22 protein-coding genes are annotated in these 25,635 nt (G+C 69.8%); 10 read left to right on the top strand and 12 right to left on the bottom strand.

From position 1 onward, the window contains the following. The first annotated feature begins 81 nt into the window (after nt 1-81). Nucleotides 82-1,932 carry a M48 family metallopeptidase gene (locus AVMA1855_RS06690; RefSeq protein WP_284425090.1) on the top strand — a complete coding sequence of 617 codons (1,851 nt, stop codon included), beginning with the start codon at nt 82-84 and terminating at the stop codon, nt 1,930-1,932. Nucleotides 1,933-1,989: 57 nt separating this feature from the next. On the opposite strand, the gene AVMA1855_RS06685 is transcribed toward AVMA1855_RS06690, so the two are convergent. Continuing rightward, a complete protein-coding gene (locus AVMA1855_RS06685; protein WP_284425089.1) occupies nt 1,990-2,616 on the bottom strand; it encodes a VOC family protein in 627 nt (208 codons plus the stop codon). Nucleotides 2,617-2,915: 299 nt separating this feature from the next. Here AVMA1855_RS06685 and AVMA1855_RS06680 point away from each other — a divergent pair, with 299 nt between their 5' ends. Further along, nucleotides 2,916-4,592 (top strand): ATP-binding cassette domain-containing protein, encoded by a 1,677-nt coding sequence (locus tag AVMA1855_RS06680; protein ID WP_284425088.1) that lies wholly within the window; start codon nt 2,916-2,918, stop codon nt 4,590-4,592. An 81-nt stretch (nt 4,593-4,673) separates the two neighbouring features. On the opposite strand, the gene AVMA1855_RS06675 is transcribed toward AVMA1855_RS06680, so the two are convergent. From AVMA1855_RS06675 to hemC, 4 genes are read right to left on the bottom strand one after another with little or no spacing between them, the layout of a single operon-like run. Then, complete coding sequence (locus tag AVMA1855_RS06675) at nt 4,674-5,951, bottom strand: heme biosynthesis protein HemY (protein ID WP_284405910.1); 1,278 nt, start codon at nt 5,949-5,951, stop codon at nt 4,674-4,676. A 22-nt stretch (nt 5,952-5,973) separates the two neighbouring features. After that, nucleotides 5,974-7,080 carry a uroporphyrinogen-III C-methyltransferase gene (locus AVMA1855_RS06670; RefSeq protein ID WP_284425087.1) on the bottom strand — a complete coding sequence of 369 codons (1,107 nt, stop codon included), beginning with the start codon at nt 7,078-7,080 and terminating at the stop codon, nt 5,974-5,976. Continuing rightward, nucleotides 7,077-7,922, bottom strand: a complete 846-nt coding sequence (locus AVMA1855_RS06665; RefSeq protein ID WP_284425086.1) for a uroporphyrinogen-III synthase — start codon at nt 7,920-7,922, stop codon at nt 7,077-7,079. Before AVMA1855_RS06665 ends, AVMA1855_RS06670 begins: the two co-directional genes overlap by 4 nt. 31 nt (nt 7,923-7,953) lie before the next feature. Then, nucleotides 7,954-8,892, bottom strand: coding sequence for a hydroxymethylbilane synthase (gene hemC, locus AVMA1855_RS06660; protein WP_284425118.1), 939 nt, complete (start codon nt 8,890-8,892; stop codon nt 7,954-7,956). Between the two features lie 154 nt (nt 8,893-9,046). Between hemC and ppc the strand changes: the two genes are divergently transcribed. The 4 genes from ppc to AVMA1855_RS06640 all read left to right on the top strand — a co-directional run bounded on the left by ppc (nt 9,047) and on the right by AVMA1855_RS06640 (nt 15,725). Continuing rightward, on the top strand, nt 9,047-11,914 hold the full coding sequence (gene ppc, locus AVMA1855_RS06655) for a phosphoenolpyruvate carboxylase (RefSeq protein ID WP_284425085.1): 2,868 nt from the start codon (nt 9,047-9,049) through the stop codon (nt 11,912-11,914). Between the two features lie 138 nt (nt 11,915-12,052). Next, nucleotides 12,053-14,248 (top strand): YccS family putative transporter, encoded by a 2,196-nt coding sequence (yccS, locus tag AVMA1855_RS06650; RefSeq protein ID WP_284425084.1) that lies wholly within the window; start codon nt 12,053-12,055, stop codon nt 14,246-14,248. Between the two features lie 194 nt (nt 14,249-14,442). Further along, a complete protein-coding gene (locus AVMA1855_RS06645) occupies nt 14,443-15,330 on the top strand; it encodes a DUF6402 family protein (protein WP_284425083.1) in 888 nt (295 codons plus the stop codon). Further along, a complete protein-coding gene (locus tag AVMA1855_RS06640; protein WP_284425082.1) occupies nt 15,327-15,725 on the top strand; it encodes a hypothetical protein in 399 nt (132 codons plus the stop codon). Before AVMA1855_RS06645 ends, AVMA1855_RS06640 begins: the two co-directional genes overlap by 4 nt. Before the next feature lie 36 nt (nt 15,726-15,761). On the opposite strand, the gene AVMA1855_RS06635 is transcribed toward AVMA1855_RS06640, so the two are convergent. Further along, nucleotides 15,762-16,388 carry a LysE family translocator gene (locus AVMA1855_RS06635; protein ID WP_284425081.1) on the bottom strand — a complete coding sequence of 209 codons (627 nt, stop codon included), beginning with the start codon at nt 16,386-16,388 and terminating at the stop codon, nt 15,762-15,764. Between the two features lie 224 nt (nt 16,389-16,612). Further along, entirely contained in the window at nt 16,613-18,067 is a 1,455-nt protein-coding gene (locus AVMA1855_RS06630; RefSeq protein ID WP_284425080.1) for an AI-2E family transporter, read from the bottom strand. Between the two features lie 173 nt (nt 18,068-18,240). On the opposite strand from AVMA1855_RS06630, the gene AVMA1855_RS06625 reads away from it, so the two are divergent. Then, entirely contained in the window at nt 18,241-18,957 is a 717-nt protein-coding gene (locus tag AVMA1855_RS06625; protein ID WP_284425079.1) for a hypothetical protein, read from the top strand. Then, nucleotides 18,954-19,499, top strand: a complete 546-nt coding sequence (locus tag AVMA1855_RS06620; protein WP_284394834.1) for a FlgO family outer membrane protein — start codon at nt 18,954-18,956, stop codon at nt 19,497-19,499. The genes AVMA1855_RS06625 and AVMA1855_RS06620 overlap by 4 nt, the downstream gene beginning before the upstream one ends. A 190-nt stretch (nt 19,500-19,689) precedes the next feature. Here the strand turns inward: AVMA1855_RS06620 and flhC are convergent, their stop codons facing one another. From flhC to AVMA1855_RS06595, 5 genes are all read right to left on the bottom strand, one after another. Then, nucleotides 19,690-20,232, bottom strand: coding sequence for a flagellar transcriptional regulator FlhC (gene flhC, locus AVMA1855_RS06615; protein WP_284394833.1), 543 nt, complete (start codon nt 20,230-20,232; stop codon nt 19,690-19,692). 66 nt (nt 20,233-20,298) lie between these two features. Then, the gene (gene flhD, locus AVMA1855_RS06610) at nt 20,299-20,628 is read right to left on the bottom strand and encodes a flagellar transcriptional regulator FlhD (RefSeq protein WP_092740590.1); all 330 of its coding nucleotides are present in this window, start codon (nt 20,626-20,628) and stop codon (nt 20,299-20,301) included. 233 nt (nt 20,629-20,861) lie between these two features. After that, entirely contained in the window at nt 20,862-21,761 is a 900-nt protein-coding gene (locus AVMA1855_RS06605) for a sulfurtransferase (protein ID WP_284425078.1), read from the bottom strand. Nucleotides 21,762-21,890: 129 nt separating this feature from the next. Next, a complete protein-coding gene (locus AVMA1855_RS06600) occupies nt 21,891-22,802 on the bottom strand; it encodes a DMT family transporter (RefSeq protein ID WP_284425077.1) in 912 nt (303 codons plus the stop codon). An 89-nt stretch (nt 22,803-22,891) separates the two neighbouring features. Further along, on the bottom strand, nt 22,892-24,031 hold the full coding sequence (locus tag AVMA1855_RS06595; RefSeq protein WP_284425076.1) for an aromatic ring-hydroxylating oxygenase subunit alpha: 1,140 nt from the start codon (nt 24,029-24,031) through the stop codon (nt 22,892-22,894). A gap of 298 nt (nt 24,032-24,329) precedes the next feature. Between AVMA1855_RS06595 and xseB the strand changes: the two genes are divergently transcribed. Both xseB and AVMA1855_RS06585 read left to right on the top strand, forming a co-directional pair. After that, nucleotides 24,330-24,572, top strand: coding sequence for an exodeoxyribonuclease VII small subunit (gene xseB / locus AVMA1855_RS06590; RefSeq protein ID WP_272564389.1), 243 nt, complete (start codon nt 24,330-24,332; stop codon nt 24,570-24,572). Between the two features lie 8 nt (nt 24,573-24,580). Further along, nucleotides 24,581-25,522: a polyprenyl synthetase family protein gene (locus tag AVMA1855_RS06585; RefSeq protein WP_502870280.1), complete on the top strand. Its 942-nt coding sequence runs from the start codon at nt 24,581-24,583 to the stop codon at nt 25,520-25,522. Nucleotides 25,523-25,635: the final 113 nt, after the last annotated feature.

Genomic DNA, 25,635 nt, shown 5'->3' with positions numbered 1-25,635 from the left:
CATCCGGCGCACCCGCCAGGGGGTGGCCGGCTCCATGCCGTACCGCCAAGGTCCTATTCCCATTCCAACAAATCCGCACCCATGGCCCTTCATCCCTCGCTGCGCGCCGGTCTCGGCAAAGCCTTTCTCTGGTCGGTGCTGTCTCTGTTCGCGGTGCCGCTGGTCACCCTGTTCTTCGCGAACCATGTGCAGCGCGACCTGGACGCCAGGTTCCTGGTCGCCATCGAATCGCGCATCGACGCCGCCACAGACCTGTCCCCGGCGAACCGGCAGGAACAGAAGGACTACTACCGGGCCCATCCGCCCTCCACGATCTGCACCGACCGCACGCCCGATGCCCAGGAATACCGCGAGGCCATGTGCCCGCCGTACTCCAACAACTGGCAGTTCTTCGTGGCGCGCACCGTGGCGCTGTGGACGTTGGTGGCCGGCGCGCTGGTGCTGGTGGCCGCGCTGGCGCTCGGGGCGCTGGCTTTCGTCAACCGCCGGCTGCAGCACGCGAGCTTCGTGGCCGGCTGGCGCCTGATGACCGCCGCGAGCGCGCTGGAGGTGGTGGTGCAGGGCGCGATGGTGGCCTGGCTGTCGTTCTGGGTGACGGCGTATTTCTGGCACCGCTATTCGCCCAAGCTCATCATGGCGGTGGCGATCGGCGTGGCGGTGGCCGTGGTGCTGGCGGTGGTGGGCATCTTCAAGCGGGTGAACCGCCACAGCGAGGTCGAGGGCGAGCTGGTGCAGGAGGCCGACGCGCCTCTGCTGTGGCAGCGCATCCGCCACATGGCCGCGCGGCTCCAGACCGCGCCGCCGCAGCACATCGTGGCCGGCATCGACGCCAATTTCTTCGTGACCGAAGCGCCCATCCACGTCGCAGGGCAGGTGCTCACCGGGCGCACGCTGTTCGTCAGCATTCCGCTGCTGCGCCTGCTCGACCAGTCCGAGGCCGACGCGGTGTTCGCCCACGAGCTGGCCCACCTGGGCGGCGGCGACACCGAGAGCAGCGCGCGCCTGGGGCCGAAACTGGTGCAGTACGACCAGTACCACCATGCCATGCGCACCTCCGGCCTGACGGCGGTGGTGTCCCCGCTGCTGGGCCTGTACCGCCTGATCTTCGAATGGGCGCTGGCCCGCGACAGCCGGGCGCGCGAGTTCCAGGCCGACCGCATCGCCGCGCAACTGGTCTCGCCCCAGGCCATCGGGCAGTCGCTGGTCAAGATCGCGGCCTATGCCAGGTACCGCCACAAGATCGAGAGCGACCTGTTCGACAAGGAAGAGCAACTGGCGGGCGATCTGGGCATCGCGCACTTCATCTCGAGCGTGCTGCCGCCCTATGCGCAGTCGGCGGAGTTCCGCACCGCGATGCAGACGGCCAACGTGCCCCATCCGTTCGACACCCACCCGCTCATGCCCGAACGCATCCGCAACGTGGGCTGGGTGCTGCCCGAATCGGACTACGGTGCCATCGTGGTTCGGCCGCCCGAGCGCACCTGGGCGCAGGACATCCTCACGGCAGACGCCATCGAGCAGCGCCTGTGGAGCGACTATGAGCAGGCCTTCGCGCAGGGCCACGAACGCAGCCTGGCCTACCGCTACGAGCCGGCCACCGCCGAGGAACTGGCGGTGGTGCTCAAGTACTTTCCGGCGCGCCAGTTCGCGCTGAAGGGCGGCCACACGGTGCAGGTGAGCCACGAAGGCATCACCACATCGGCCGATGGCACCACGGTGCCCTGGGACGCGGTGAAGGCCATGGCCTTCAAGGACAGCATCCTGGGCGATTCGCTCACCATCACGCACCCGGAAAAAAGCCTGCTGCGCGCCAAGAGCACGAAGCTCAAGCTGCCGGGCCTCAAGAAGGACAAGCAGCGCTTCAAGGCGACGCTGGAGCACTACTGGGAGCGCCACCAGGTCATGCGCGGGCGCGAAACGCTGGACGATTGAGCGGCCGGCCCCGGCCCCAGGCCGATGCCCAGGCCGAGGCGCAGCGATGCGGGCCGGTCAGGCCTTGGCGTATTCCGGCCGATCGTTCTGCGCGGGCTTGAGCGGTGCGGCGCTCTTGCCCTCGGCGCGCTCCTTGCGCCACTGCTCCTTGCGCGCGGTCCACTCGTTCAGGCGCTGGTGGGCCACCGTGCTGTCCTTTTCCATCTGCTGCGCATCGGCCAGCTGCGCCGACAGCTCCAGTCGGATGCCGTTCGGATCAAAGAAGTAGATGCTCTTGAAGATGTGGTGATCGGTCACGCCGAGCACTTCGACGCCATGCGCCTCCAGGCGGGCCTTGGTGTTCTCCAGCTCCTGCACCGTGTCCACGCGGAACGCGATGTGGTTGACCCACAGTGGGGTGTTGGGCGAGGGCTCGGCCTTCACGTCGTCGCCCAGGTCGAAGAAGGCGATGAACGAGCCGTCCTTCAGCCGGAAGAAGAAGTGCGTGTAGGGGCAGTACTCGCCCGTGCTGGGCACGTGGTCGCTCTGGATGATGTGGTAGAGCGGCAGGCCCAGGATGTCTTCGTAGAACTGCCGCGTTTCCTCGGCGTCGCGCGCCTTATAGGCGTAGTGGTGCAGCTGCTGCACGGCGGCGGGCGGGGGCAGGGTGGACAGGTCGGGTTTCAGTCTTGGCACGGCGTTCATGGCGGTCTCCGTCGGATGGATTCGAAAATTGTACTATTCGTAATCCATTTCACCTAAGTGAATTTGCGCTGCCGGTGCTGCCGCCGTATAGTCCGGCCCTTCGATCGCTCCGATCGCCGCCACCGAGGTTCTTCACCCATGCGCCTGTAAGCCCCCTCCGTCCGTTCCGCTTGCCCCACCGATCCGGGGAGGCGGCCGATTCGATGGCTTGGAGCTCGACCATGGCGACATTCAACGCGGACGCCCGTCCGCCCCGCGGTGCAGCGCGCACCGCATCCGTTTCCCTTTCCTCTTCTTCCATGTCTTCTCCCCTGGCGGCTTGCGCGCCGGCGCGGGAGGGCGCGCTGCTGCGCCTGGCCCGGGTGCAATGGCTGCGGCCCGACGGCGAGGCGCTCTGGGCCGAGCCGCCCACGCTCCACCTCGCCCCCGGCATCACCGGCCTGGTGGGCGACAACGGCGTGGGCAAGAGCGTGCTGCTCGCCCTGGCGGCCGGCGCGCTGGCGCCGGCTTCAGGCACGGTGGAGCGGCCGGGCCGCCTGCACGCGGTGGACCAGCACCGCCCGGGTGGTACCGTGGCGGCGCTGGCGGGCATCGACTCCGTGCTGGGGGCGCTGGCCCGCCTGGAGGCCGGGCAGGGCGATGAAGCCGACCTGCTGCTCGCGGACGGGCAGTGGGACTGCGCGGCCCGCTGGCAGCGCGCGCTCGACGGCGTGGGGCTGGGCCACCTGTCCCCGGATCGCGAAGCGGCCTGCCTGAGCGGCGGCGAGCGGGCCCGCGTGGCGCTGGCGGGCGCTTTTCTTTCGGGTGCCGACGTGCTGCTGCTGGACGAGCCCACCAACCACCTCGATGCGCCCGCCCGGCGCTGGCTGCTGTCGGCCCTGGCGGACTGGCGGGGCGCGGTGCTGGTGGCCACGCACGACCGCGCGCTGCTGGAGGCGGTGGACCGCATCGCCGAGCTCACCCCGCAAGGCCTGCGCCACTACGGCGGTGCGTGGGATGTCTATGCGGCGCAGCGCGATGCCGAGGCCCAGGCGGCCCAGGCCGCGCTGCACCATGCGCGCGCCGAGCGCGATGCCGCACAACGCGATTTGCGGCGGCAGCACGACGCGCAGATGCGGCGGGCCGCCCGAGGCCGCGCGGCAGCGCAGGACGCGAACCAGTCGCCCCTGCTGCTGGGCCTTCAAAAAAGCCGTGCAGAGGCCTTCGCAGGGCGAGAACATGTGCGCCGCGAAGAGGCGGGGGAGCGGCTGGATGCCGCCGTGCGCGAGGCCGCCGGCCGGTTGGCGCCCGCCGAGGCCCTGGCACTGCCGTTGCCGGACAGCGCCATTCCGCTGGCCAAGCCGGTGCTGCGGCTGGAGCGCGCCGTGCCGCCCCTGCCGTGGTCGCCACGGCGCAGCGGCCCGCCCCCAGCGCTCGACGGGGTGTGGAGCGGGCCGGTGCGCATCGCCATCACCGGCCCGAACGGCTGCGGCAAGACCACGCTGCTGCGCATGGTGGCGGGGCAGTTGGCGCCCGAGTCCGGCCGGGTGCAGTGCATGGTGCGCACCGCCTGGCTCGACCAGCACAGCGCGGCGCTGCTGCCGCCGGGGCTCAGCGTGCTGGAGCGGCTGGCGCAGACCGGATCGCCGCTGTCGACCGCTGCCTTGCGGACCCGGCTCGCACAGCTGGGGCTGGACGCCGCCTGCGTGCAGCGGCCGGCGGGCACCTTGAGCGGCGGGGAGCGCATCAAGGCCGCGCTGGCCTGCGCGTTGTGGAGCGGCGATCCGGCGCAGATGCTGCTGCTGGACGAACCCACGAACCACCTCGATGCGCGGGCCGTGGAGGCGCTGCAGTCCGCGCTGGCGTCGTTCACCGGCGCGCTGTTGGTGGTGTCGCACGACCGGCATTTTCTGCAGGCGATTGCGCCGCAGGTGGTGTGGACGTGGGAGGAGGGCGGCTGGAATCTGGATGCGGCACCGGCGGTCGCGCTGGCGTAACGCGGCCACGGCCAAGGGCTGCCGTAGAGAGAGAGGGGGGAAGGCGCAAGCCCAGGCACGGCGCCTGGGCCCGGCCTTGCGTCAGGACGCCAGGACCGCGTTCTTCCAGGCCGTGGCCGCGGCCACGGCGTCGCCGCGCTGCTCGGCCAGTTCAGCCAGGTGGCGCCACGCGCTGCAGCGCAGGCTGGCATCGCCCAATTGCCCCGTGGACTGGGTGAACAGTTGCTGTGCCTTGCCCCACAGCTGGCGTCGCAGGCAGGCCATGGCGGCCAGGTACTGCAGGCGCGCATCGCGGGGGTTGGCCTGCTGCGCCGATTCGATGCGGGCGAGCCAGGCGGCGTCGAGCGCGTCCAGGTTGTTTTCCAGGGCGCGCACCAGCTTGAGCGCCTGGTGGTCGGGAATGGCGTGCGGCAGTTCCACCATGCGTTCCCACACGGGCAGCAGCCATTGGCGCACCTGGCCGGCATCGCCGCCCAGCGTGCTCAGGCGCTGCGCCGCATGGATGGCCAGCTCGGGCATGGCGCGCTCGGCGGGCTCCAGCGACATCCAGACCTGTTGCAGCTGGGCCGGGTCGTGCGCGCCGTTCAGCAGCTCCATGGCCAGGCCGCGCACGATGCTCTGCGCCGCGGCGGGCGAAAACGCCCGGTGCTTGCCCAGCAGCCGCGCGGTCTCCAGGGCTTCCTGCGTTTGATGGGCCAGGCGCGTGGCCTTCAGGCGCGCGCGCAGCGCCAGCGTGCGCCGGGCCGCGCCCTGGGGCAGGGCGGCCAGGCGTTCGAGCGCGGCGTTGGCATCGCGCTCGTCCAGCGACCAGCGGGCCGCGCGCAGGTGCGCGCCTTCGCGCAGCTCCAGCTCGGTGACCGGCGCGCGGTCGGGAATGTTGTTGAGCGCGTTCTGCAAATGCGCCTCGCGCGTGGCGCGGTCCTGCAGGGCGTGCGAGCTTTCGGCGGCCACCAGATGGGCCAGCGTGCGCAATTGGCGGCCGTGCGGCACGGCCTCGCCCGATGCCTCCAGCGCGCTCTCCTGCGCGAGGGCGGCGGTGGCGGCCTTGCGCGAGCGGATGAAGCGCCCGGCCAGCAGCTGCGACAGCGCATCGAGCAGCGCCGCGTGCATGGAGCGCTCCTTTTGCTGGGCGCGCCAGCGCCGCGCCTGGCGGGGCAGCTCCAGCAGCGCGGCCAGGGCGCGCAGCGCCGCATACAGCGTGGCGAAGCCGCCGACCAGCAGCAGCAGGACGAGGTTGAGCGACAGATCGACGCGGTAGGGCGGCCAGAACAGGGTCACCGTGCCCTGGTTGTTGCCCGCGAACAGCGCGGCCGCGACGGCCACGCCAAAAAGTGCCAGAAACCAGAGTGCGGCGCGCATGGGTGGGCGGTCCTCCGGCGGCTCAGCGGCCCGCCGCGGCCGTGGCCAGGGCGGACAGGGTTTCGTCCAGCGGCGGCAGCTCGGCCGTGCGGATGTGCGACTGGGCCTGCTGCAGCACCGTGGCGGCCATCTGCGTGCGGCGCGACGCGGGGTCGAAGTAGCGGTTGAGCGCGGCGCTGGCGGCGGCCAGGTCGGCGCGGGCCGAGTCGAGCTGGCGGGCCAGCACGCCCAGGCGGGCGTTCATGAGCTTGAGCTTCAGGTTCTCGCGCAGGAAAAACGCTTGGTCGGGCGACACCAAAATGGCCTCGGGCCGGTCGATGCGGCTCACGCGCAGCAGGCCGCGGGCCTCGTCGCGCACGACTTCCCACGCGCGCTGCAGCGCGGACTGCCACCAGGGGCTGGGCGCGGCGGGCGACGCGGCGGCGTCGCCCGCGGACACCTGGGCATTCATGCGGCGCGTGGCCGCGGCCTGGGCGACGGCGTTCTGCAGGGGCAGCTCGTCCACTTGCCGCACCAGATCGTCGAGCCGCGCGAGCAGGCCGGCGGTGTCGGTCACCTGGGCGGCGCCGATGCGCTCCAGGTCGCGGCCGATGGCACGCGACAGGGGCGCGAGGCGAGGCTGGGCGGCGCGTTCGATGCGCTGGTTGGCGCTCTTGAGGGCGGCCACCAGCGGCTCCAGGCTGCCGGTCAGCTGGGCCTGCTGCTGGGCCAGGCGGATGCCGGATTCGATGTCCACCACCAGGTTCTCGTCGCGCGAGCGCGACAGGCTCTGCATCAATTCTTCGAGCTGGGCGCGCTGCAGGGCCACTTCGCTCACGCGGGTTTCGTTCACGGTGAGCCGTGCGGCGGTTTCGCGCGAGACGTCCAGCGCCTGGTGGGCGAGGGTGCGGGCTTCGATGGCCTGGGTGCCGGAGTCGGCGGTCTGCCGCGCCAGTTGCTCCTGGATGGTGTTCAGGCGCTGCCACAGCAGCACGCTGCCCAACAGGCCGGCCGCGGCCACGAACCCCAGGGCCCAGAGCGCGTAGCGGTTGCCGCTGGCGCCTCTCGCGGGCGCTGCGGGCACAGCCGCACCGGAGGGCGGTGCGGCCAGCGGTGGGGCGGCGGGGGCGGAAGCGGGCTCAAAACTCATGGGTGCGATTCTATCGAGGCGACCACGTCGTCCAGGGCGGGCCGGCACTGGCGCACGGCCCCGAAGCCCAGGGCGTCGGCGGCCTGCGCGATGCGGGGGTGGGTGACCAGCGCGCGGGCCTCGCGCCAGTCCTGGCCGGGCAGCGCGGCGGCGAGATGGGCGATGGCCTCGGAGCTGCTGAACAGCCACAGCGAGCCGTCCGTGGCGGCCTGCTTGGCCAGGGCCTGCTGCGCGGGCGTGAGCTGCGGCGCGGCGCGCTCGTAGGCGGCGACGAACTCCACCTGCCCACCGGCCGCGGCGATCTGCTCGGCCAGCCATTCGCGCCCGGTGCCGCCCTGGGCGGCGTCCGACGGGCCGTCGGCCTCGCCATGCGCGCCGCGCACGATCAGGATGCGGTCGCCGGGCTGCACCTGCGGCTGCACCCGCTCCCACAGCGATTCGGAGTCGAACTGCCCGGCCGTGGCCGCGGGCTGGTCGATCCGCGCGGCGGGTATGCCGCTGTCCCGCAGTGCCTGGGCAGTGCCGGGGCCCGGGGACCATGCTCTTGTTTTTATAGCGGTATGCCTTAGTGGATCATGCGCTGGAGGCCGATTGGACTCGAAGAAATAGCGCACGGCATTGGCGCTCACGAACATCACCGCGCGGTAGTCGCCAAAGCCCTCGCGCGCCCGGCGCAGCGCGGCGATTGCCTCGGGGTCGCTGCAGCCGGCGATGGCGATCAGGGGCAGGGCCGTGGCCTCGATGCCGCGCGCGTGCAGGGCCACGACCCATTGCGCGGCATCGCGCTCGGGCCGCGTGACGATGGCGCGGCGGGTGGGGGGCGTGCGGGCGGCGAGGCTCAAGGGCGGCACCTGGGGCTGGCGGGCGTGGGGCTCAACCCGCGGGCTGCGCGCCCTGTGCGCACAGTTGCGCCGCGGCGTCGCTGCCCAGCGCGTCGGCCTGCGCCAGCGTCTGCACCGTGCCGGAGACGGTGGCGCGCACCAGCGGCAGCACGCCGTGCGGGTCGCCCCAGGCGGCATCGAGCTGCAGCGTGCCGTCGGCCCGCCAGTGCGAGTACGCGGCCAGCGGCATGGAGCAGCTGCCGCCCATGGCGCGGCTCACGGCGCGCTCGGCCGTCACGCCCAGCCAGCTGGGCAGGTGGGCCAGGGGCGCCAGCGCGGCGATCACGTCCTGCCGGTGGCTGCGCACCTCCAGGCCCAGCGCGCCCTGGCCGGCGGCGGGCAGCATCTCGGAGGGCTCGAACGTGGCGCGGATGCGATCGTGCAGGCCCAGGCGCTTCAGGCCCGCGGCAGCGAGCACGATGGCGTCGTACAGCCCCTCGTCGAGCTTGCGCAGGCGGGTGTCGAGGTTGCCGCGCAGCGGCTCGATCTTCAGGTCGGGCCGCAGGGCCTGCAGCAGCACCTGGCGGCGCAGGCTGGAGGTGCCCACCACCGCGCCCTGGGGCAGGTCGGAAAGGCGCGCGAAGCGGTTCGAGACGAAGGCATCGCGCGGGTCCTCGCGCTCCATCACGGCGGCCAGGTGAAAGCCGTCGGGCAGCTCCATCGGCACGTCTTTCAGCGAGTGCACGGCGATGTGCGCGCGGCCTTCCTCCAGCGCCACTTCCAGCTCTTTCACGAACAGGCCCTTGCCGCCCACCTTGCTGAGCGTGCGGTCCAGGATCTGGTCGCCCTTGGTGGTCATGCCGAGCAGCGTCACGGTGTGGCCGCGTGCCTGCAACAGGGCGCGCACATGCTCGGCCTGCCACAGGGCCAGGCGGCTTTCGCGGGTGGCGATCACGAAGGGGAAATGGGTGGGGGTTTCGAAGGGGTTCATCGCGGTAGAAGGGCCGCCGGGCACGGGAGGAAGGCCGGGGGTGCGCGGGGCGGGTGCGCCGGGCGGCGCGGGCAGCGGGGATGCTAGCATGGGCCCGCAGCAGCCGCCGCCCTCTGTCCATGATGCGCCCGAGCGCGCAGGAGACCTTTTCCGCATGAACGCGACCCCCCGCAAGACCGACGCCGCACCCGCACCGGCCGCCCCCCGCAGGACCGACAAGGACCTGCCGCTGATCCAGGACATCCGGCTGCTGGGCCGCATCCTGGGCGACGTGATCCGCGAGCAGGAAGGGGTCGCCGCCTACGACCTCGTGGAGCAGGTGCGCAAGCTGTCGGTGGCCTTTCGACGCGATGCCGATCAGGAGGCCGACAAGGCGCTCAAGAAGCTGCTCAAGGGCCTGTCGGGCGACCAGACGGTCAGCGTGATCCGCGCCTTCACCTATTTCAGCCACCTGGCCAACCTGGCCGAGGACCGGCACCACATCCGCCGCCGCACCGTGCACGAGCGCGCAGGCAGCGCGCAGGAGGGCAGCATCGAGGTGGCCCTGGCGCGCATGCGCTGGGCGGGCATCGCGCCGCGCACCATCTCGCAGACGTTGGCCAGGAGCTACGTGGCGCCCGTGCTCACCGCCCACCCGACCGAGGTGCAGCGCAAGAGCATTCTGGATGCCGAGCGCGACATCGCCCAGTTGCTGGCCGAGCGCGGCGACATCCAGGTGCGCGCCCAGCTGTACAACAGCGCCAAGGACGCGCTCACCCCGCGCGAGCTGGCGGCCAACGAGGCGCGGCTGCGCGCCCGCGTGGCCCAGCTGTGGCAGACGCGCCTGCTGCGCTACACCAAGCTCACCGTGGCCGACGAGATCGAGAACGCGCTGTCGTACTACGAATCGACCTTCCTGCGCGAGATCCCCAAGATCTACGCCGATCTGGAGCGCGAACTGGGCAACCAGCCCGTGGCGAGCTTCCTGCGCATGGGCCAGTGGATCGGCGGCGACCGCGACGGCAACCCCAACGTCAGCGCGGCCACGCTCTCGCTGGCGCTGGGCCGGCAGGCCGAGGTGGCGCTGCGCCATTACCTGACCGAGGTGCACTTTCTGGGCGGCGAGCTGTCGCTGTCGGCCCGGCTGGTGCAGGTCTCGCCCGACATGCAGGCCCTGGCCGAGCGCTCGCCCGACCACAGCGAGCACCGCCAGGACGAGCCGTACCGCCGCGCGCTCACCGGCATCTACGCCCGGCTGGCCGCCACGCTGCGCAACCTGACCGGCGGCGAGGCCGCGCGCCATGCCGTCGCGCCGCAGAACCCCTATCCCGATGCCGAGGCCTTCCTGGCCGACCTGCGCGTGATCGAGGCCTCGCTGCGCTCGCACCGCGGCGCGGCGCTGGCCGCCGAGCGCCTGCACCCGCTGGTGCGTGCGGTGGAGGTGTTCGGCTTTCACCTGGCCACCGTGGACCTGCGCCAAAGCTCCGACCAGCACGAGAAGGTGATCGCCGAGCTGCTGGCCACGGCGCGCGTGGAGCCCGATTACGCGGCCCTGCCCGAGGCCGACCGCCGCGCGCTGCTGCTGCGCCTGCTGGCCGATGCCCGGCCGCTGCGCGTGGTGGGCGCCACGTATTCCGAGCACACCACGGGCGAGATCGCCATCTTCGAGACGGCGCGGCAGATGCGCGAGCGCTTCGGCCCGCAGGCCATCCGCCACTACATCATCAGCCACACCGAAACCGTGAGCGACCTGCTCGAAGTGCTGCTGCTGCAAAAGGAAGTGGGGCTGATGCACGGCACGCTCGATGCCGTGCCGCCCGTGCCGGGTAGCGCTGCCCGCGGCGCCACCACCGACCTCATCGTGGTGCCGCTGTTCGAGACCATCGAAGACCTGCGCAACGCCGCGCCCATCATGCGCGAGCTGTACGCCGTGCCCGGCTTCGCCGCCATGGTGCAGGCCAGCGGCGCCGAGCAGGACATCATGCTCGGCTACAGCGACAGCAACAAGGACGGCGGCATCTTCACCAGCAGCTGGGAGCTGTACCGCGCCGAGATCGCGCTGGTGGAGCTGTTCGACGAACTGGCGGCCAGCCACCGCATCCAGCTGCGCATGTTCCATGGCCGCGGCGGCACCGTGGGCCGCGGGGGCGGCCCGAGCTACCAGGCCATCCTGGCGCAGCCGCCCGGCACCGTGCGCGGGCAGATCCGCCTGACCGAGCAGGGCGAGGTCATCGCCTCCAAATACGCCAACCCCGAGATCGGCCGGCGCAACCTGGAGACCCTGGTCGCCGCCACGCTGGAGGCCACGCTGCTGCAGCCCACCAAGCCCGCCACCAAGGACTTCCTGGAAGCGGCGGCGCAGCTGTCGGTGGCCAGCATGGGCGCCTACCGCGCGCTGGTGTACGACACCCCGGGCTTCACCGATTACTTCTTCAACTCCACGCCCATCCGCGAGATCGCCGAGCTGAACATCGGCTCGCGCCCGGCCTCGCGCAAGCCCAGCCAGCGCATCGAAGACCTGCGCGCCATTCCCTGGGGCTTCAGCTGGGGCCAGTGCCGGCTCACGCTGCCGGGCTGGTACGGCTTCGGCGCCGCGGTGGAAGCCTTCGTCAGGCAGCCCGGCCAGGACCCCAAGGCCCAGATGGCCCTGCTGCAGAAGATGTACCGCCAGTGGCCGTTCTTCGGCACGCTGCTGTCCAACATGGACATGGTGCTGGCCAAGAGCGACCTGGCCCTGGCCTCGCGCTACAGCGAACTGGTGGCCGACACGCGCCTGCGCAAGAAGGTTTTCGGCGCCATCGAAGCGGAATGGCAGCGCACCGCCGATGCGCTCACCCGCATCACCGGCGACAAGCACCGCCTGACGCACAACACCGCTCTGGCCCGGTCGATCCGCCACCGCTTTCCGTACATCGACCCGCTGCACCACCTGCAGGTCGAACTGGTGCGCCGCTGGCGCGGCGGGCAGGGCGACGAGCGCGTGCAGACCGGCATCCACATCTCGATCAACGGCATCGCGGCGGGGCTGCGCAACACCGGCTGACGGCGGGGGATTGGGCGCGGCACGGGAGGGGCTGCGTGCCGTGGTATGGAATCTGCTTGGGTTCCCGCCATCCGGCGCGGGCCCGCGCCATGGTTTTTTCTTTCTCTCTCCGGGGTTGATGCGATCTTGAAAACGGCAATGGCAGGGTGGGCAAGGCGCCTGTGGGCGCAGGATGCGCTGGTGTACGGCGTGCGCGTGTTCATCGCGCTGAGCGGCGCCATGGCCGTGTGCTGGTGGCTGGACCGCGTGCCGCTGGTGACGCCCATCTTCCTGGGCATCATCGCCAGCGCCATCGCCGAGACCGACGACAACTGGCGCGGCCGGCTGCGGGCGCTGCTCGTCACGCTGGCCTGCTTCGCCACCGCAGCGTTCTCGGTCGAGGCCCTGATGCCGTGGCCCCTGTGGTTCGTGGCGGGCATGGCCGTGTCCACCTTCGGCTTCACCATGCTCGGCGCCGTGGGCGAGCGCTACCGCGCCATCGCGCTGGCCACCGTCATCCTGGCGCTCTACACCGCCATCAGCGTGGCGCCCGGCTCCCAGCGCGGGGGCGACCCGGCCTTGGGCTTCAGCGTGCCCACCTGGCTGCTGGCCGGCGCCACCTGGTACGGCCTGCTGTCGCTGCTGTGGTGCGCGCTGTTCCCGCACCAGCCCGTGCGCCAGAACCTCGCCAAGCTCTACGGCGTGCTCGGCGCCTACCTGCGGCTCAAGGCCAGCCTGTTCGAGCCCGTGCGCGGCGTGGACGTGGAGCGCCGGCGCCTGGCGCTCGCCCAGACCAACGGCCGCGTGGTGTCCGCCCTCAACACCACCAAGGAAAGCATCTTCAGCCGCCTGGGCGCGCGCCGCGAGGCGCCGCCCCCTACCGGCCGGCTGCTGCGCCACCTGAACCTGTACTTCATCGCGCAGGACATCCACGAGCGCGCCAGCTCGTCGCACCACCACTACAACGACTGGGCCGACGTGCTGTTCCACAGCGACGTGCTCTACCGCTGCCAGCGCGTGCTGCAACTGCAGGGCGTGGACTGCACCCGCCTGGCCGAGGCCCTGCAGACGCACGAGCCCTTCGTGCGCGACCCCGCCGGCGAGCGTGCCATGGCCGACCTGCACGACTCCATCGCCCACCTGGAAAGCCAGCGCCAGAGCGCCTGGCAGCGCCCCCTGCGCAGCCTGCGCGCGCTGGCCCGCAACCTCGCCACGCTCTCCGGCCAGCTCGACGCCGCCACCCACCCCGATGGCGGCGAACGCCTGGGCGACAGCAGTTTGCTGGACCGATCGCCCCGGTCGCTGGCCGATGCCTGGGGCCGCGTGCGCGCGCAGCTGCACCCGGGCACGCCGCTGTTCCGCCATGCCACGCGCCTGTCGCTGGCGCTCGCGGCCGGCTGCATCGCCATGCAGCTCATCGACCCCGTGCACGGCTACTGGATTCCGCTGGCCACGCTGTTCGTGTGCCAACCCACCTACGGCGCCACCGTCACGCGCGTGTCGCAGCGCGTCGCCGGCACCGCCATCGGCCTGGTGGTCGGCTGGGCGCTGCTCAAGCTCTTTCCCAGCCCGCCGCTGCAGGCGCTCTTCGCCGTGGCGGCAGGCGTGCTGTTCTTCGTCACCCGCACCACGCGCTACCTCACGGCCACCGCCGCCATCACGCTGCTGGTGCTCATGTGCTTCAACCAGGCCACCGGCGAGGCCCACGCGCTGATCCTGCCGCGCCTGCTGGACACCCTGATCGGCAGCGCCATCGCCACCGCCGCCATGATGGTCGTGCTGCCCGACTGGCAGGGCCGGCGCCTGGCCTCCGTGGCCGCGCAGGCCCTGCAGGCCAACGGGCAGTACCTGCGCGAAATCATGTCGCAGTACGCCACCGGCAAGGACGACGACCTCGATTACCGACTGGCTCGCCGCACCGCCCACAACGCCGACGCCGCCTTCTCCACCGCCCTGTCGCACATGCTGCGCGAGCCCCGCCACGTGCGCTCGCATTCGCAGGCCGGCATGCGCATGCTGGTGCTGTCGCACACCCTGCTCAACTACCTCTCGGCGCTGGGCGCGCACCGCGGCCAACTCGCCGAAGGCGTGGACGACCCACTAGTACAGGAGGGCGCCCGCTACGCCGTCGAGCGCCTCGAAGCCGTCGCCCGCGCCCTGCGCACCCGCGAGACCCTGGAGGGCGACGCAGCCCACGGCGAAACGCTGGCCACCGCGCTGGAACAGGCCGCCGATGCCGCACCGGACACCCTGCGGCTGGTGCAGACGCAACTGGCCCTGGTGTGCCGGCAACTGGCCCTGCTGCAGGCCCTGGCCACGCAGCTGGCGGCGCGCGCTCCGGTGGCGCCGGCATAGAGGCACGGCGCACCCCGCCTGGCAAAACCGTGCCCCATGGGGTTCGAAACCGGTCACCGAAAGCCCTGGCGAAGTGATTTGCTTTTGGGTTACGTAGCGTAACCAGAAAATCGGTTGGCATCGCGCCGAGCGCCTTCTTTGCTCCGAGAATCCGCAGTTCCAAAAAACAGGCGATCACGGACGAGGGAGGTTGCATGAAGGACATGGTCAAGATAGACCAGGAGCGGCTGCGTGCGCAGCTGGAGAAAAAGCTGCCGCCGAAGGTGCGGCTGTTTCAGCTCAACGATATTCCTGGCGTGATGCGCTCGCGCATGGGGTGGCCGGTGGCGGCGGCATTGATGGAGCGGTGGTTTCGCGGGGCGGCTTTTGAGATGCCAGAACTGATGAAGCGTGGACGCGACCCCTTTGAGCTGTCCCAGTTGGGCTCCTTGCGCCTGGATGAGAGTAACGTCACCATGAATTGGGCTCTCGGCTTTGCACGGGTTCGCGCTGCGATGGTGAAGCTTCAGAAAGAATGGGCAACGCCGTCGGCATTGCTCTTGCTGAAAAAGCGCATCAATGACCAAACGGCAGGGGCCTCTCAGCCATCGAGGTTTGGCAACCTGGCGCAGCCTGCCAAAGTCATTGATGGCACGTGCCAAACCAACTATGTGCACTGTGGCCAACTCAGTGATCCGCTGGATGATTTCTATGGAGCCATGGGAGAAGCCACGCTCAAGATCGCGGTGTCAGGACTTGTCGCAAAGAATAGCTTCGGAAAAACCACTGTCGTTATCGATGAATTGGGTTTCTACCTTCGCGACAGCTATGACTTCAACGATGGTGAAACCCCTTTTCTTTCACAGCCTCTCGGCTTTTGGGGATTTCAAGGAGTGAGTCGTGTGAACGTAGGCCGAGGCATCCCCATCTCTGATCAATGGGTGAATCAAGAGGCGTCCAAGATCCATGGAGATGTTTACTTTGTGCAGAACGAAGATTTCCGCCGGTGGCGCATTCAACATGGCCGAGGTGCAGACTTCGTTGTGCTCTCAGACGTGCACCGTGTTCGCCTTCCGTTTCCCATCAAATTGGATTGGCAATGAAGCTGAATGATTTCAGGAAAATCCCATGCATCGTCTGGTGCTTGGCATTGAATGCACTTGTTTTTCTGGCTTGGTACGCTGCGACGCCCACTTTTTTTGACAGTGAAAACAGCCCTCAGCGCGTCTATCGCCTTGAGTTTCACAAAGCGTCTCTCGTTCAGCGCATCATTCATCACGACTACAAGATGCCCTACGTGGTGCGTTTGTACCGCGTGAATTCCAAAACACTCCTGGGTGAAAGTCAGGTCGTCGATCTTTGGATGAATGGAGAAATCCATTGGTGGTTGAGTCCGCCCAACAATGCGGTACAGGTCGGCAATGACGTGGCTTTCGAGAACATTCCTCCAGAATGCGCCGATCCATCGCCCCCTCCGGCCTGCGACGCAAAACGTTGACGGATGCTCTGCCGCCCTGATGGATGGCCACTTACCTCACCCAGGCCGCCGCGCCGTCAACGCCCAGACCCCCGCTGCCGCCAGCAGTGAGCCGCCCGCGACATGGAAGCGCCGCTGTGCCCGTGGCGATGCGAGCAGCTTGCGTGCGCTGCCAGCGAACACGGCATACAGCGTCGCATTGGTGGCAGCCAGCACCACGAAGGTGACGCCCAGTATTCCCATTTGCTGCGTCGCGCTGGCGGCGGGGCTGAGGAACTGGGGCAGGAAGGCCACGAAGAAAACGATGCCCTTCGGGTTCAACGCGGTCACCAGGTAGGTGTTCAGGAACAGGCGCCAGCGCGATGCCGGAGCGGCGGGTGCGGCGATTTCGGTGGCGGAGATTCCCGCGCGCAGCAAGCGGATGCCCAGATACAGCAGGTACAGCCCGCCGACCCACTTCACCGCGGTGAACCAGAAGGCGGAGGTTTCCAGCAGCGCGCCCAGGCCCAGCAGCGACACCACCAGCGCGGTCGAATCGCCCAGCGCCACGGCCAGCACCAGCGGCACGTTCGCGCGGCGGCCGTGCGACATCGAGTAGCTGATCACGGTGAGGATGGTCGGGCCGGGGATGATCAGCATCACGGCCGAGGCCGCGACGAAGGCGAGCCAGAGTTCGATGGGCATGGTTTTTTGCTCCTGTGGGCTGGCGTGCGACACGCCTGCGGGGAAGGCATCGATCGATGGGTCCGAGCGATGCGTGGATGTGCCGATGGCGCCATGCACACCGGCGACCCCATCATGGAGATTCGGGCGGGCGGACGCAACCCCGGCGACAGGCAAATGGCCTGATCGAAGACGGGCCCGGCCCGGCTGCGGTGCTTGGCCGGGCCGTCAGGCCTTCTCTCCCTTCAATCCCCCAGCAGTTCCCCCACCGCCCGCAGATCCTCCACCCGGTCGCAGATCGCCTTCACGGCCATCATCACCGGAATGCCCAGCAGCAGGCCCCACAGGCCCCACAGCCAGCCCCACACCAGCACGCTGACGAACACAGCCACGGGGCTCATGCGGCTGGTCTTGCTGGTGAGCCAGGGGGTGAGCAGATTGCCCACCAGGGTGTGGATGACCAGCGATGCGCCGCCGATGGCCAGCGCCATGTCCACGGTGCCGAACTGCAGGAAGGCGACCAGCGCCGAGGCGCCCGTCACCACCACCGAGCCGATGTAGGGCGCGAGGTTGAGCACCCCGGCCACCACGCCCCAGACGGCGGGGTTTTCCAGCCCGAGCAGGGCGTACACCGCGCCGGTGGCCACGCCCACCAGCACGCTGGTGAGCAGCTGCACCAGCAGGTAGCGCTGGATCTGGCCGGTGATGTCGTCCAGCACCGCCATGGTCACCTTGCGCCGCTCCAGGCTGTGGCCGGCGATGCGCATGAGCTTGCGGCGGAACAGGTTGCCCGATGCGAGCGCGAAGAAGGTCAGGAAGATCACCACGGTGAGCTGGCCGGCGGCAGACGCCAGGCCCATGGTGCCGCTCCACACGTAGTCGCGGATGTTGAAGGGCGCGCGCTCGATCACCACGCGCTGCACGCCGCGGCGCGTCTGCGGCGGAATGCTTTCGGTGGCGGCCTGCTCGATCTGCGTGGCGGCCTTCTGCATGGTGTCCAGCGGGCTGGGCCCGCCCACGCGCTGACGCATGGCATCGCGCACCTTGCGCGCGGCCACGGGCACCGAATCCACCAGCTCGGCCGCGCCGTCGCTGAGCGACCAGGCCGCGCCGCCCAGGCTGCCGACGATGCCCATCAGCAGCACCCCGGCCCCGAGCCAGCGCGGGATGTGCCAGCGGTGCAGGGCGGTGACCGCCGGGTGCAGCGCGGTGGTGAGCAGCACGCTCAGCATGAGGGGAATGAACACGGCGCTGGCCCAGTGCAGCAGCGCGACGGTGGCGAACAGGGCCAGCAGCGCGAGCGACATGTTGCGCACGTCAATCGGCATGTTCAGCATGAAGCCCGGCGCTCCAGGCAGGGTTGCGGCGGCAGCGGCTGCCGAGGGGCCGGTGGGCGACGGGGAAGGGGATGGTTCGGCGTGTGGTGCTGCGGGCGAGGCCGGCAGCGCGGCGGGTGCGGAAGGGGCCGTGGAGGCGGGCGGGTTGGCCGATCTCTCCGAGGCTCCGGCGGCCAGGGGTTCGAGCGGCACATCGTCGCCGGGCTCGGGCGCGGCGGTGGGTGCGGATGCGGGGTTGGAGGGGGAGGTGTCGGACTGGTCGGGCGGGTCGCCGGCCGGAAGCTGCCCTGTCGTCGCGGAGGTGGGTGGAAGTTGGCGCGCCAGGGGCGGCGTGGGGGGCAGGGGGGCGGCGGGGCGGGACATGCGCGGATTTTGTCGCAACGCCGCTCGAACGCCGCGTAGGCGAGCACCGCAGCAGCGGGGCCGGCGCGTGCGGGAAACCCCGGGTGACGAGGCCCCCAAGCCCCCTGGCAGCGGGGGAAAAGCCGCGCTGTTCGGCCGATGCCTTGCGCGGGCGGCCGCTAGCATTTGCGGTTATGGAATCTCTCGAAAAACGTGCACGCCCGGTCGCCCGGGCCCCGGCGCAGGGCCGCGAATCCGCTGGCGTGGGGCGTCTGGCACCTGCACGCCGGCTGGCGGGCGGGTGCCTGCTGTCCGCTGCCGCGCTGCTGGCCGGCTGCGCGGCGCCCGATCTGCCGCGCGACGAATTGCACGCGCCCTCCACGCAGAAAACCGCGCGCGCCGTGCAGCACTGGGACGTGCTGGCCCGCGACGTGGCGGAGCGCACGGCGGTGCGGCTGCGCGACTGGCCGCCGGGGGAGTACCCGATCTATCTGCTGCCCGCGCAGGGCGACGGCTTCGACGCGGGCTTTCGCTCGCTGCTGGTCACGCGCCTGGTGGACCGCGGCATCACCGTCTCGACCCAGCCGACCGGCGTGCGCATGGCGGTGTCCACGCAGGTGGTGCAGCACCAGGGCGGCGGTGTGTACGCGCCGCCGCGGGTGCGGCTGTCCGAGGGCGTGGCGGTGGTGCGCGATGCGTCGGGCGCCTACGTGCCGGCGCCGGACGTGCTGCTGGCCAGCGGCACGGCGCGCACCGAAATTTTGGTGACCACGTCCATCGAATCGGACGAGCGCGTGCTGGCGCGCACCAGCGACGTCTACTCCATCGACCAGGGCGACGTGGCGCTGTACCTGCCGCGCGTGCCGGCGGTGGCGGCCACGCCGGTCAAGACGTGGCGGGTGGTGCCATGAGGCGCCGCACCGTGCTGGCCGGCGCGCTGGCGGGCGCCGCGGCGGTGGCCCTGCCGGGTTGCGCGCGGTTCTACTACGGCAGCGCGGCCGCGGGCGGCGTGCAGACCGACCTGCTCGAATTCAACCAGAAGGCCGCGGACATGCTGCTGCAGGGCGCGCCGCTCGATCCGCGCCAGCCAGTGCTGGTCTCCACGCTGGTGCACCTGGACCGGCTGAACGAGTCGTCACGGCTGGGCCGCCTGTGCTCCGAACAGATCGCCGGGCGGCTGGTGCAGCGTGGCGTGCGGGTGACCGAGCTGAAGCTGCGAGAGAACCTGGTCATGCGGCCCGGCGACGGCGAACTGCTGCTCTCGCGTGAAGTGCGCGAAGTGAGCCGCGCCCAGGCGGCGCAGGCGGTGGTGGTGGGCACGTACGCGGCCACCCCGCAGACGGTGTACGTGAGCCTCAAGCTGGTGAGCCCCGAGGGCAATGCGGTCATGGCGGCCTACGACTATGCGCTGCCGGTGGACTCGGACATCCGCATCCTGCTGGCGATGCGCTGACGGGCGGTGGGCCGGTGGGCGGATGGGGGCTGGGGAGCTTTGGCTTGCCGACCGTCCCGCCTCGCCCACGAAAAAACCCGGCCAGGGCCGGGTTTTCGAATGTTTGATCTGCTATTGATTTTGTAGCGATATGCCCTAGTGGAATATGCGCTGGAAGGCTTTTTGGCTTAAAGCCTGGTGGTGCACAGGCTCAGTGCAGCATCAGCGCGCCGGCCGACTTGCTCTTGCCGGCACGGGCGGGCGGATTGCACAGGCCGCAGGTGTAGTTGCGGGCGTTTTCGTACAGATCGGTGACGAACTGGCCGCTGCACTGCGAGCAGGCGGTGCGGGTCAGCATGCCGGCGTCCACGAACTTCACCAGGCGCCAAGCGCGGGTGAAGGACAGCAGGGGTTCGATCTCGGCGGTGGTGACCTGCTCGTTGTACAGGCGGTAGGCCTTGGTGAGCAGTTCCACCGAATCCAGGTCCACGCCCTTGGACAGGTATTCGTAGATGTTCAGGAACAGCGAGCTGTGGATGTTCTCTTGCCAGGTCAGGAACCAGTCGGTCGAGAAGGGCAGTTGGCCCTTGGACGGCGACTTGCCGGCGATCTCCTTGTACAGCCGGATCAGGCGCTCGTAGGACAGCGTGGTTTCCGACTCCAGCACCTGCATGCGGGCACCCATCTGGATCAGCATGGCGGCGCGTTCGATCTGCTTGGATTCGTTGAGGACGCTCTTGACGGGTGCGGACATGGCTGTCTTTCGAAGAAGGTGGGCGGCGGCAGGCGGGCGGGGCGGTGAGGGCAGCGGGTGCTGCGCTCAGAGCACTTCGGACACGCGGCTGGCCATCAGGATGTTGGCGTGCAGCGTGTTGGTCGCTTCGTTGCCGACCTTCTTCGGGGTGTTGTGGTTGGTGAGCAAGCTCCACACCAGGTTGTCGTCCACCCGGAAGCTGCACAGCAGCGTGTTGCGGGAGGCCAGCTTGAGCACCTGCGCGGCCGACAGCGAGGCGAGGATGTCGGCGGCGTCTTCGTTCAGGCCCAGACGGAAAACAGCTTCCGCCTTGTCCTGGCGGATCAGGGTCTGTGCCAACATCAGGTAGGTGAGGTTGGCTTCGCGGATTTCAGCGAGAAGTTGTTCGGAGGTCATGGTGAATCCTTTTCCTTTAACCGATCTGGCGGGGTTCATGCGGTTTGCATGGTTTCGCGATCCGTTGAAATGGATTGTGAATTCAGCCCAATCAAAAATTAAGTCGGGGTTTGGATGTGCAGCGTGTCTGGTCGGCACACCCGGCGTGTAGGAATTTGCCTTACAAAATCCGCAGCGGGTGTCCGACCCTGGAGAGAGGAAGGCCTGCTGCACGGCCGGCCCTCCCGCAGGGGTCAGCCGCGCTCCACGGGGCGGTCAGGAACGCTGCACCATTCGCTCCAGCTGCCGGCAAACAGCGTGGTTTTTCCGAAACCGGCCAGTTCCATGGCCAAGACATTGGGGATGGCGCTCACCCCGCTGCCGCACTGGTGCACCACCGTGCCGGGCGCGCGCGCGCCGAGCAGGGTCTCGAACTCGGCGCGCAACTGCGCGGCGGGCTTGAAACGGCCGTCCGGCCCGAGGTTCTCGGAGAACGGACGGTTCAGCGCGCCGGGAATGTGCCCCGCCACGGGGTCCAGCGGCTCGACCTCGCCGCGGTAGCGGGCGGGCGCGCGGGCGTCGATCACCGTCTGGCGGTCCTGCCCCAGGGCGGCCTGCACGTCCGCCGCGGTGGCCAGTTGGCGCAGGGGCTCGCCCAGCTTGAAGTTGGACTGGAAATGCGCCGGCTCGTCGCCGCTGGCGAGGTCCCCGCCCGCCGCGGTCCAGGCCTGCAGGCCGCCGTCCAGCACCGCCACCGCATCGTGGCCGGCCCACTTGAGCATCCACCACAGCCGGCCGCAGTAGTTGGCGCCGTTGCGGTCGTACACCACGGCCTGCATGCCGTTGGTGAAGCCGATGCGCGAGAGCCAGGCTTCGAGCCGGTCGCGGTTGGGCAGGGGGTGGCGCCCGCCCGATGCGGGCTGGTCCGCCTCGGTGGCGACGATGGTGCCGCCCGCGCCGGGTGCGCCGTGCTTGGCGCTCAGGTCGCGGTCCAGGTGCGCGTAGAGCGCGCCGGGAATGTGCGATTCGCGGTATTGCTGCTCGCCCAGCGAGGGCTGCGTCAGGTCGAACGTGCAGTCGAAGACCATCCGCGGCGCGCCGCTGGCGATGAGGGATTGCAGTTCGGCGGCGGAGATCAGGGTGGTGTACGGCATGGGACTGAATCAATCGGTGGCGGACAAGCCCTTATTGTGGTCCGGCGCGGCGGGGCCGTGCGTCGGACAGGCCTGACGGGCGGGCGCGCCCTGGGGCCACCCGGCTGCGGCAGCGCCGGGCCGGCGGCCTCAGTGCTCTTCGGCCGGCGCGCCGGGGGCCGCGCGCGCCCGCAACACGGTGGCCACGATGCCGCTCACCACGATGAGCGCCATGCCGGCCCAGCCGATGGCGGGGATGTCGTCGCCGAACAGCAGCACGCTGTACAGCGCCGCGAACACGATGCCCGAATACTGCAGGTTGGCCACCACCAGCGTGCCGCGCGAGGTGCGCGCGCTGGCATAGGCCCGCGTCAGGCACAACTGGCCGGCCGCCGCCAGCACGCCGATGGGCAGCAGCCACAGGCTGGGCCAGCCCGGCCAGTCGGACATGCCCGTGAGCAGCAGGCCCGCGCCGCCGGCCACCGCCGAGCCCACCGCGAAATAGAACACCGTGCGCGTCTCGGGCTCGCCCAGGCGCGACAGCGCCATCACCTGCATGTAGGCGAACGCGGCGGTGAGGCCCGACAGCAACCCGATCAGGCCGGCGAACATCTGATGCTGGTCGAGGCTGGGGCGCAGCATCATCACCACGCCGGCAAAGCCCACCATCACGGTGAACACCAGCGTGCCCTGCAGCGGCGGGCGCGAGCTGCTGCTCGAGGGCCGCCAGGCCAGCAGCGCGCCGCCAACGAGGAACGCCGCGATCCACACGCTGCTCATGTAGTTGAGTGTCATCGCGGTGGCCAGCGGCAGGTGCGCGATGGCGTAGAACCACGAGCCCAGCGAGACCACCCCCACCAGGCTGCGCCACGCGTGCATGCCCGGGTAATGCGTGCCCAGCTTGACCCGCTGCGAGCGCGCCAGCGCCCACAGGATCGCCATGCCGATGATGCCGCGGTAGCACACCAGTTCGGCGGAGTTGAAGTAGGCCGACGCGACCTTGACGCACACGCCCATGCTGGCGAAGAGGAACGCGGCCAACACCATCCAGAGCGCTTGCATGGGAATGAGGGGGTTTGGAGTGAAAAAGGCCGCATGCCCTAGTGGATCATGCGGCAGAAGCTATTATTTTTATAGCAATCGGGTCGGTGTCAGCGCTGGGGTACCGCATCGCCCATGGCGGCGCGGTACCACTCGTGAAAGTGCTGCATGCCGTCTTCCATCGGGCTCTGGTAGGGGCCGACTTCGTTGTCGCCGCGCTCGTAGAGGGCGCGGCGGCCGGCGTCCATGCGCTCGCCGATCTCGTCGTCCTCGATGCAGGTTTCCATATAGGCGGCCTGCTGGGCCTCGACGAACTCGCGCTCGAAGGCGGTGATTTCCTCAGGGTAGTAGAACTCCACCATGTTCATCGTCTTCGTCGGGCTGACGGGATGCAGCGTGGAGACGGTAAGCACGTGCGGATACCACTCCACCATGATGTGCGGGTAGTAGGTGAGCCAGATCGCGCCGCGCTCGGGCAGCTTGCCTTCGCGGTACCGCAGCAGCACGTCGTGCCATTGGCGGTAGACGTCGGAGCCGGGCTTGCCGAAGGTGGAGGCCACGCCGACCGTCTGCACCGAATAATGCTTCTGGAACTCCCAGCTCAGGTCCTCGCAGGTCACGAAGTTGCCCAGGCCCGGGTGGAAGGGGCCCACGTGGTAGTCCTCGAGGTAGACCTCGATGAAGGTCTTCCAGTTGTAGTTGCACTCGTGCATTTCCACGCGGTCGAGCGAAAAGCCGTCGAAGCTCAGTTCGGCGCGCGGCCCCATGCCGGCCAGGTCGGCGCCGATGTCGCGGCCGTTGTCCTCGAACAGGAGGCCGTTCCACTCGCGCAGACCGTAGTTGTTGAGGTTCAGGCAGGGGTCCTGCGCGAAGTGCGGGGCGCCGAGCAGCTGGCCGCCGGGCGAATACGTCCAGCGGTGCAGCGGGCACACGATGTTGCCGCCCGCGTGGCCCTTGCCGTGGCCTTGCAGGGTGCCACGGCCCTTGAGCATCACGGCCTGGCGGTGGCGGCACACGTTGGAGATCAGCTCGACGCCGCCCTGCGCGTTGCGCACGAGCGCACGGCCCTCGCCTTCCTGCGGCAGGGCGTAGTAGTCGCCCGCATCGGGCACGGAAAGCTGGTGCCCCACATAGCGGGGCCCGCGCTGGAAGATGGTCTCCAGCTCGCGCTGGAACAGCGCTTCGTCAAAGTAGCTTGAAACTGGTAGTTGGCTTGCGGCCTGCTGCAGTTGAAGACTTAAATCAGACATGGGTGACCTGACCTAAAGACTCCCCACAGGGAGGGTGCGTGAAGTGCACACGGAAAAAAAGAAACCGGCATGCAAGCCGGCCCGAAGGGAATGGGATTGTAGCCGGTGGGGTTATTTCCGCTCCCCCCGTATGTGTATTGGCCGGACATGCTTGAGCGCGCCGGGCAAGGCTTGCGCGCCGATGGTGTCGCCAAGGTGCCAGCCATTTTCCACGTGCCGCCCACCCGCCGCCGCCCGCCCGAAGGAGGGTGCGCCTAAAATCGCCCGTTTTACCTGCGCGTTCGCCGCCCCCCGTTCCATGCCCAAGGCCTCCGCCGTTCCCCCGAAACTCCCCGAACCCGCCAGCTACGAAGCCGCGCTGGAAGAGCTGGAGCAACTCGTGGGGCGCATCGAGTCGGGCCAGTTGCCTCTGGACCAGATGCTCGCGGGCTACCAGCGCGGCGCGCAGCTGCTGGCCTTTTGCCGCGGCCGGCTGGAAGCGGTGCAGGACCAGATCAAGGTATTGGACGAAGGAGCGCTGCAACCATGGACGCAGGAGTGACCCCCACCATGGCGGCAGTACCGACCCCTCTGGGCCCATCCACCGTACCCACCGCGCTCCATGCCCCGTTCGACCTCGGCGCATGGAGCCATGCGCAACTGGCGCGCGTGGAGGACGCCCTGTCGCGCTGGGTGTGCAGCGATGCACCCGCAGGCCTGGGCGAGGCCATGCGCTACGCCGTGCTCGACGGTGGCAAGCGCCTGCGGCCCCTGCTGGTGTTGGCCGCCTCGGAGGCCGTCGGTGGCCTGGACGAAGCGGCCCTGCGCGCGGCCTGCTCGGTGGAGCTGATCCACGCCTATTCCCTGGTGCACGACGACATGCCGTGCATGGACAACGACGTGCTGCGCCGCGGCAAGCCCACGGTGCACGTGCGCTTCGGCGAGGCCCGCGCGCTGTTGGCCGGCGATGCGCTGCAGGCGCTGGCCTTCGGTCTGCTCACGCCGGAGGGGCCGCAGGTGCCGCCCGCGATGCAGGCCACGCTGTGCCGCATGCTGGCCCAGGCCGCCGGTGCCGACGGCATGGCCGGCGGCCAGGCCATCGACCTGGCCAGCGTGGGCCGCGCTTTGAGCGAGGCCGAACTGCGCCAGATGCACCGGCTCAAGACCGGCGCGCTGCTGCAGGGCAGCGTGGTGATGGGTGCGGCCTGCGGGCAGGCCGCGCCGGCCGCCCTGGCCGCGCTGTCGCAGTACGGCGCCGCGCTGGGGCTGGCCTTCCAGGTGGTGGACGACATCCTCGACGTGACGGCCGATTCGGCCACGCTGGGCAAGACCGCCGGCAAGGACGCCGCGAGCGACAAGCCCACCTACGTATCGCTGCTCGGGCTCGAACGCGCCCAGGCGCACGCTGGCGAGCTGCGGGTCGAGGCGCACGCCGCGCTGGCCGCGAGCGGCCTGCCCGACACGCGCGCGCTGGCGGCGCTGGCCGACATGGTGGTGAACCGCTCGCACTGATGATGGCGGCGTGCTGCGTGCCCTGTGCCGCCATCCCCGCAGACCTCCCCGGTGGCCCCGGCGCACCGGCCCGCACAATGAACGGTCTGCAGCGCTTGCCTGCATGGCGCAAG

Source organism: Acidovorax sp. SUPP1855, assembly GCF_030158955.1.
Taxonomy (GTDB): Bacteria; Pseudomonadota; Gammaproteobacteria; order Burkholderiales; family Burkholderiaceae_C; genus Paracidovorax.
Note: the sequence above shows the minus strand (reverse complement) of the source record. Positions and strands in the feature narration are given on the sequence as shown.

Bases quoted from the DNA above. Each gene is read 5' to 3' on its own strand.
- AVMA1855_RS06630 (WP_284425080.1), bottom strand. From the start codon at position 18,067: ATGTCCCGCCCCGCCGCCCCCCTGCCCCCCACGCCGCCCCTGGCGCGC.
- AVMA1855_RS06680 (WP_284425088.1), top strand. From the start codon at position 2,916: ATGTCTTCTCCCCTGGCGGCTTGCGCGCCGGCGCGGGAGGGCGCGCTG.
- flhD (WP_092740590.1), bottom strand. From the start codon at position 20,628: ATGACCTCCGAACAACTTCTCGCTGAAATCCGCGAAGCCAACCTCACC.
- AVMA1855_RS06640 (WP_284425082.1), top strand. From the start codon at position 15,327: ATGAAGCTGAATGATTTCAGGAAAATCCCATGCATCGTCTGGTGCTTG.
- AVMA1855_RS06625 (WP_284425079.1), top strand. From the start codon at position 18,241: ATGGAATCTCTCGAAAAACGTGCACGCCCGGTCGCCCGGGCCCCGGCG.
- flhC (WP_284394833.1), bottom strand. From the start codon at position 20,232: ATGTCCGCACCCGTCAAGAGCGTCCTCAACGAATCCAAGCAGATCGAA.
- hemC (WP_284425118.1), bottom strand. From the start codon at position 8,892: ATGAACCCCTTCGAAACCCCCACCCATTTCCCCTTCGTGATCGCCACC.
- AVMA1855_RS06675 (WP_284405910.1), bottom strand. From the start codon at position 5,951: ATGCGCGCCGCACTCTGGTTTCTGGCACTTTTTGGCGTGGCCGTCGCG.
- AVMA1855_RS06645 (WP_284425083.1), top strand. From the start codon at position 14,443: ATGAAGGACATGGTCAAGATAGACCAGGAGCGGCTGCGTGCGCAGCTG.
- AVMA1855_RS06605 (WP_284425078.1), bottom strand. From the start codon at position 21,761: ATGCCGTACACCACCCTGATCTCCGCCGCCGAACTGCAATCCCTCATC.
- AVMA1855_RS06620 (WP_284394834.1), top strand. From the start codon at position 18,954: ATGAGGCGCCGCACCGTGCTGGCCGGCGCGCTGGCGGGCGCCGCGGCG.
- AVMA1855_RS06585 (WP_502870280.1), top strand. From the start codon at position 24,581: ATGGCGGCAGTACCGACCCCTCTGGGCCCATCCACCGTACCCACCGCG.
- AVMA1855_RS06635 (WP_284425081.1), bottom strand. From the start codon at position 16,388: ATGCCCATCGAACTCTGGCTCGCCTTCGTCGCGGCCTCGGCCGTGATG.
- ppc (WP_284425085.1), top strand. From the start codon at position 9,047: ATGAACGCGACCCCCCGCAAGACCGACGCCGCACCCGCACCGGCCGCC.
- AVMA1855_RS06600 (WP_284425077.1), bottom strand. From the start codon at position 22,802: ATGCAAGCGCTCTGGATGGTGTTGGCCGCGTTCCTCTTCGCCAGCATG.
- AVMA1855_RS06685 (WP_284425089.1), bottom strand. From the start codon at position 2,616: ATGAACGCCGTGCCAAGACTGAAACCCGACCTGTCCACCCTGCCCCCG.
- AVMA1855_RS06670 (WP_284425087.1), bottom strand. From the start codon at position 7,080: ATGAGTTTTGAGCCCGCTTCCGCCCCCGCCGCCCCACCGCTGGCCGCA.
- xseB (WP_272564389.1), top strand. From the start codon at position 24,330: ATGCCCAAGGCCTCCGCCGTTCCCCCGAAACTCCCCGAACCCGCCAGC.
- yccS (WP_284425084.1), top strand. From the start codon at position 12,053: ATGGCAGGGTGGGCAAGGCGCCTGTGGGCGCAGGATGCGCTGGTGTAC.
- AVMA1855_RS06595 (WP_284425076.1), bottom strand. From the start codon at position 24,031: ATGTCTGATTTAAGTCTTCAACTGCAGCAGGCCGCAAGCCAACTACCA.
- AVMA1855_RS06690 (WP_284425090.1), top strand. From the start codon at position 82: ATGGCCCTTCATCCCTCGCTGCGCGCCGGTCTCGGCAAAGCCTTTCTC.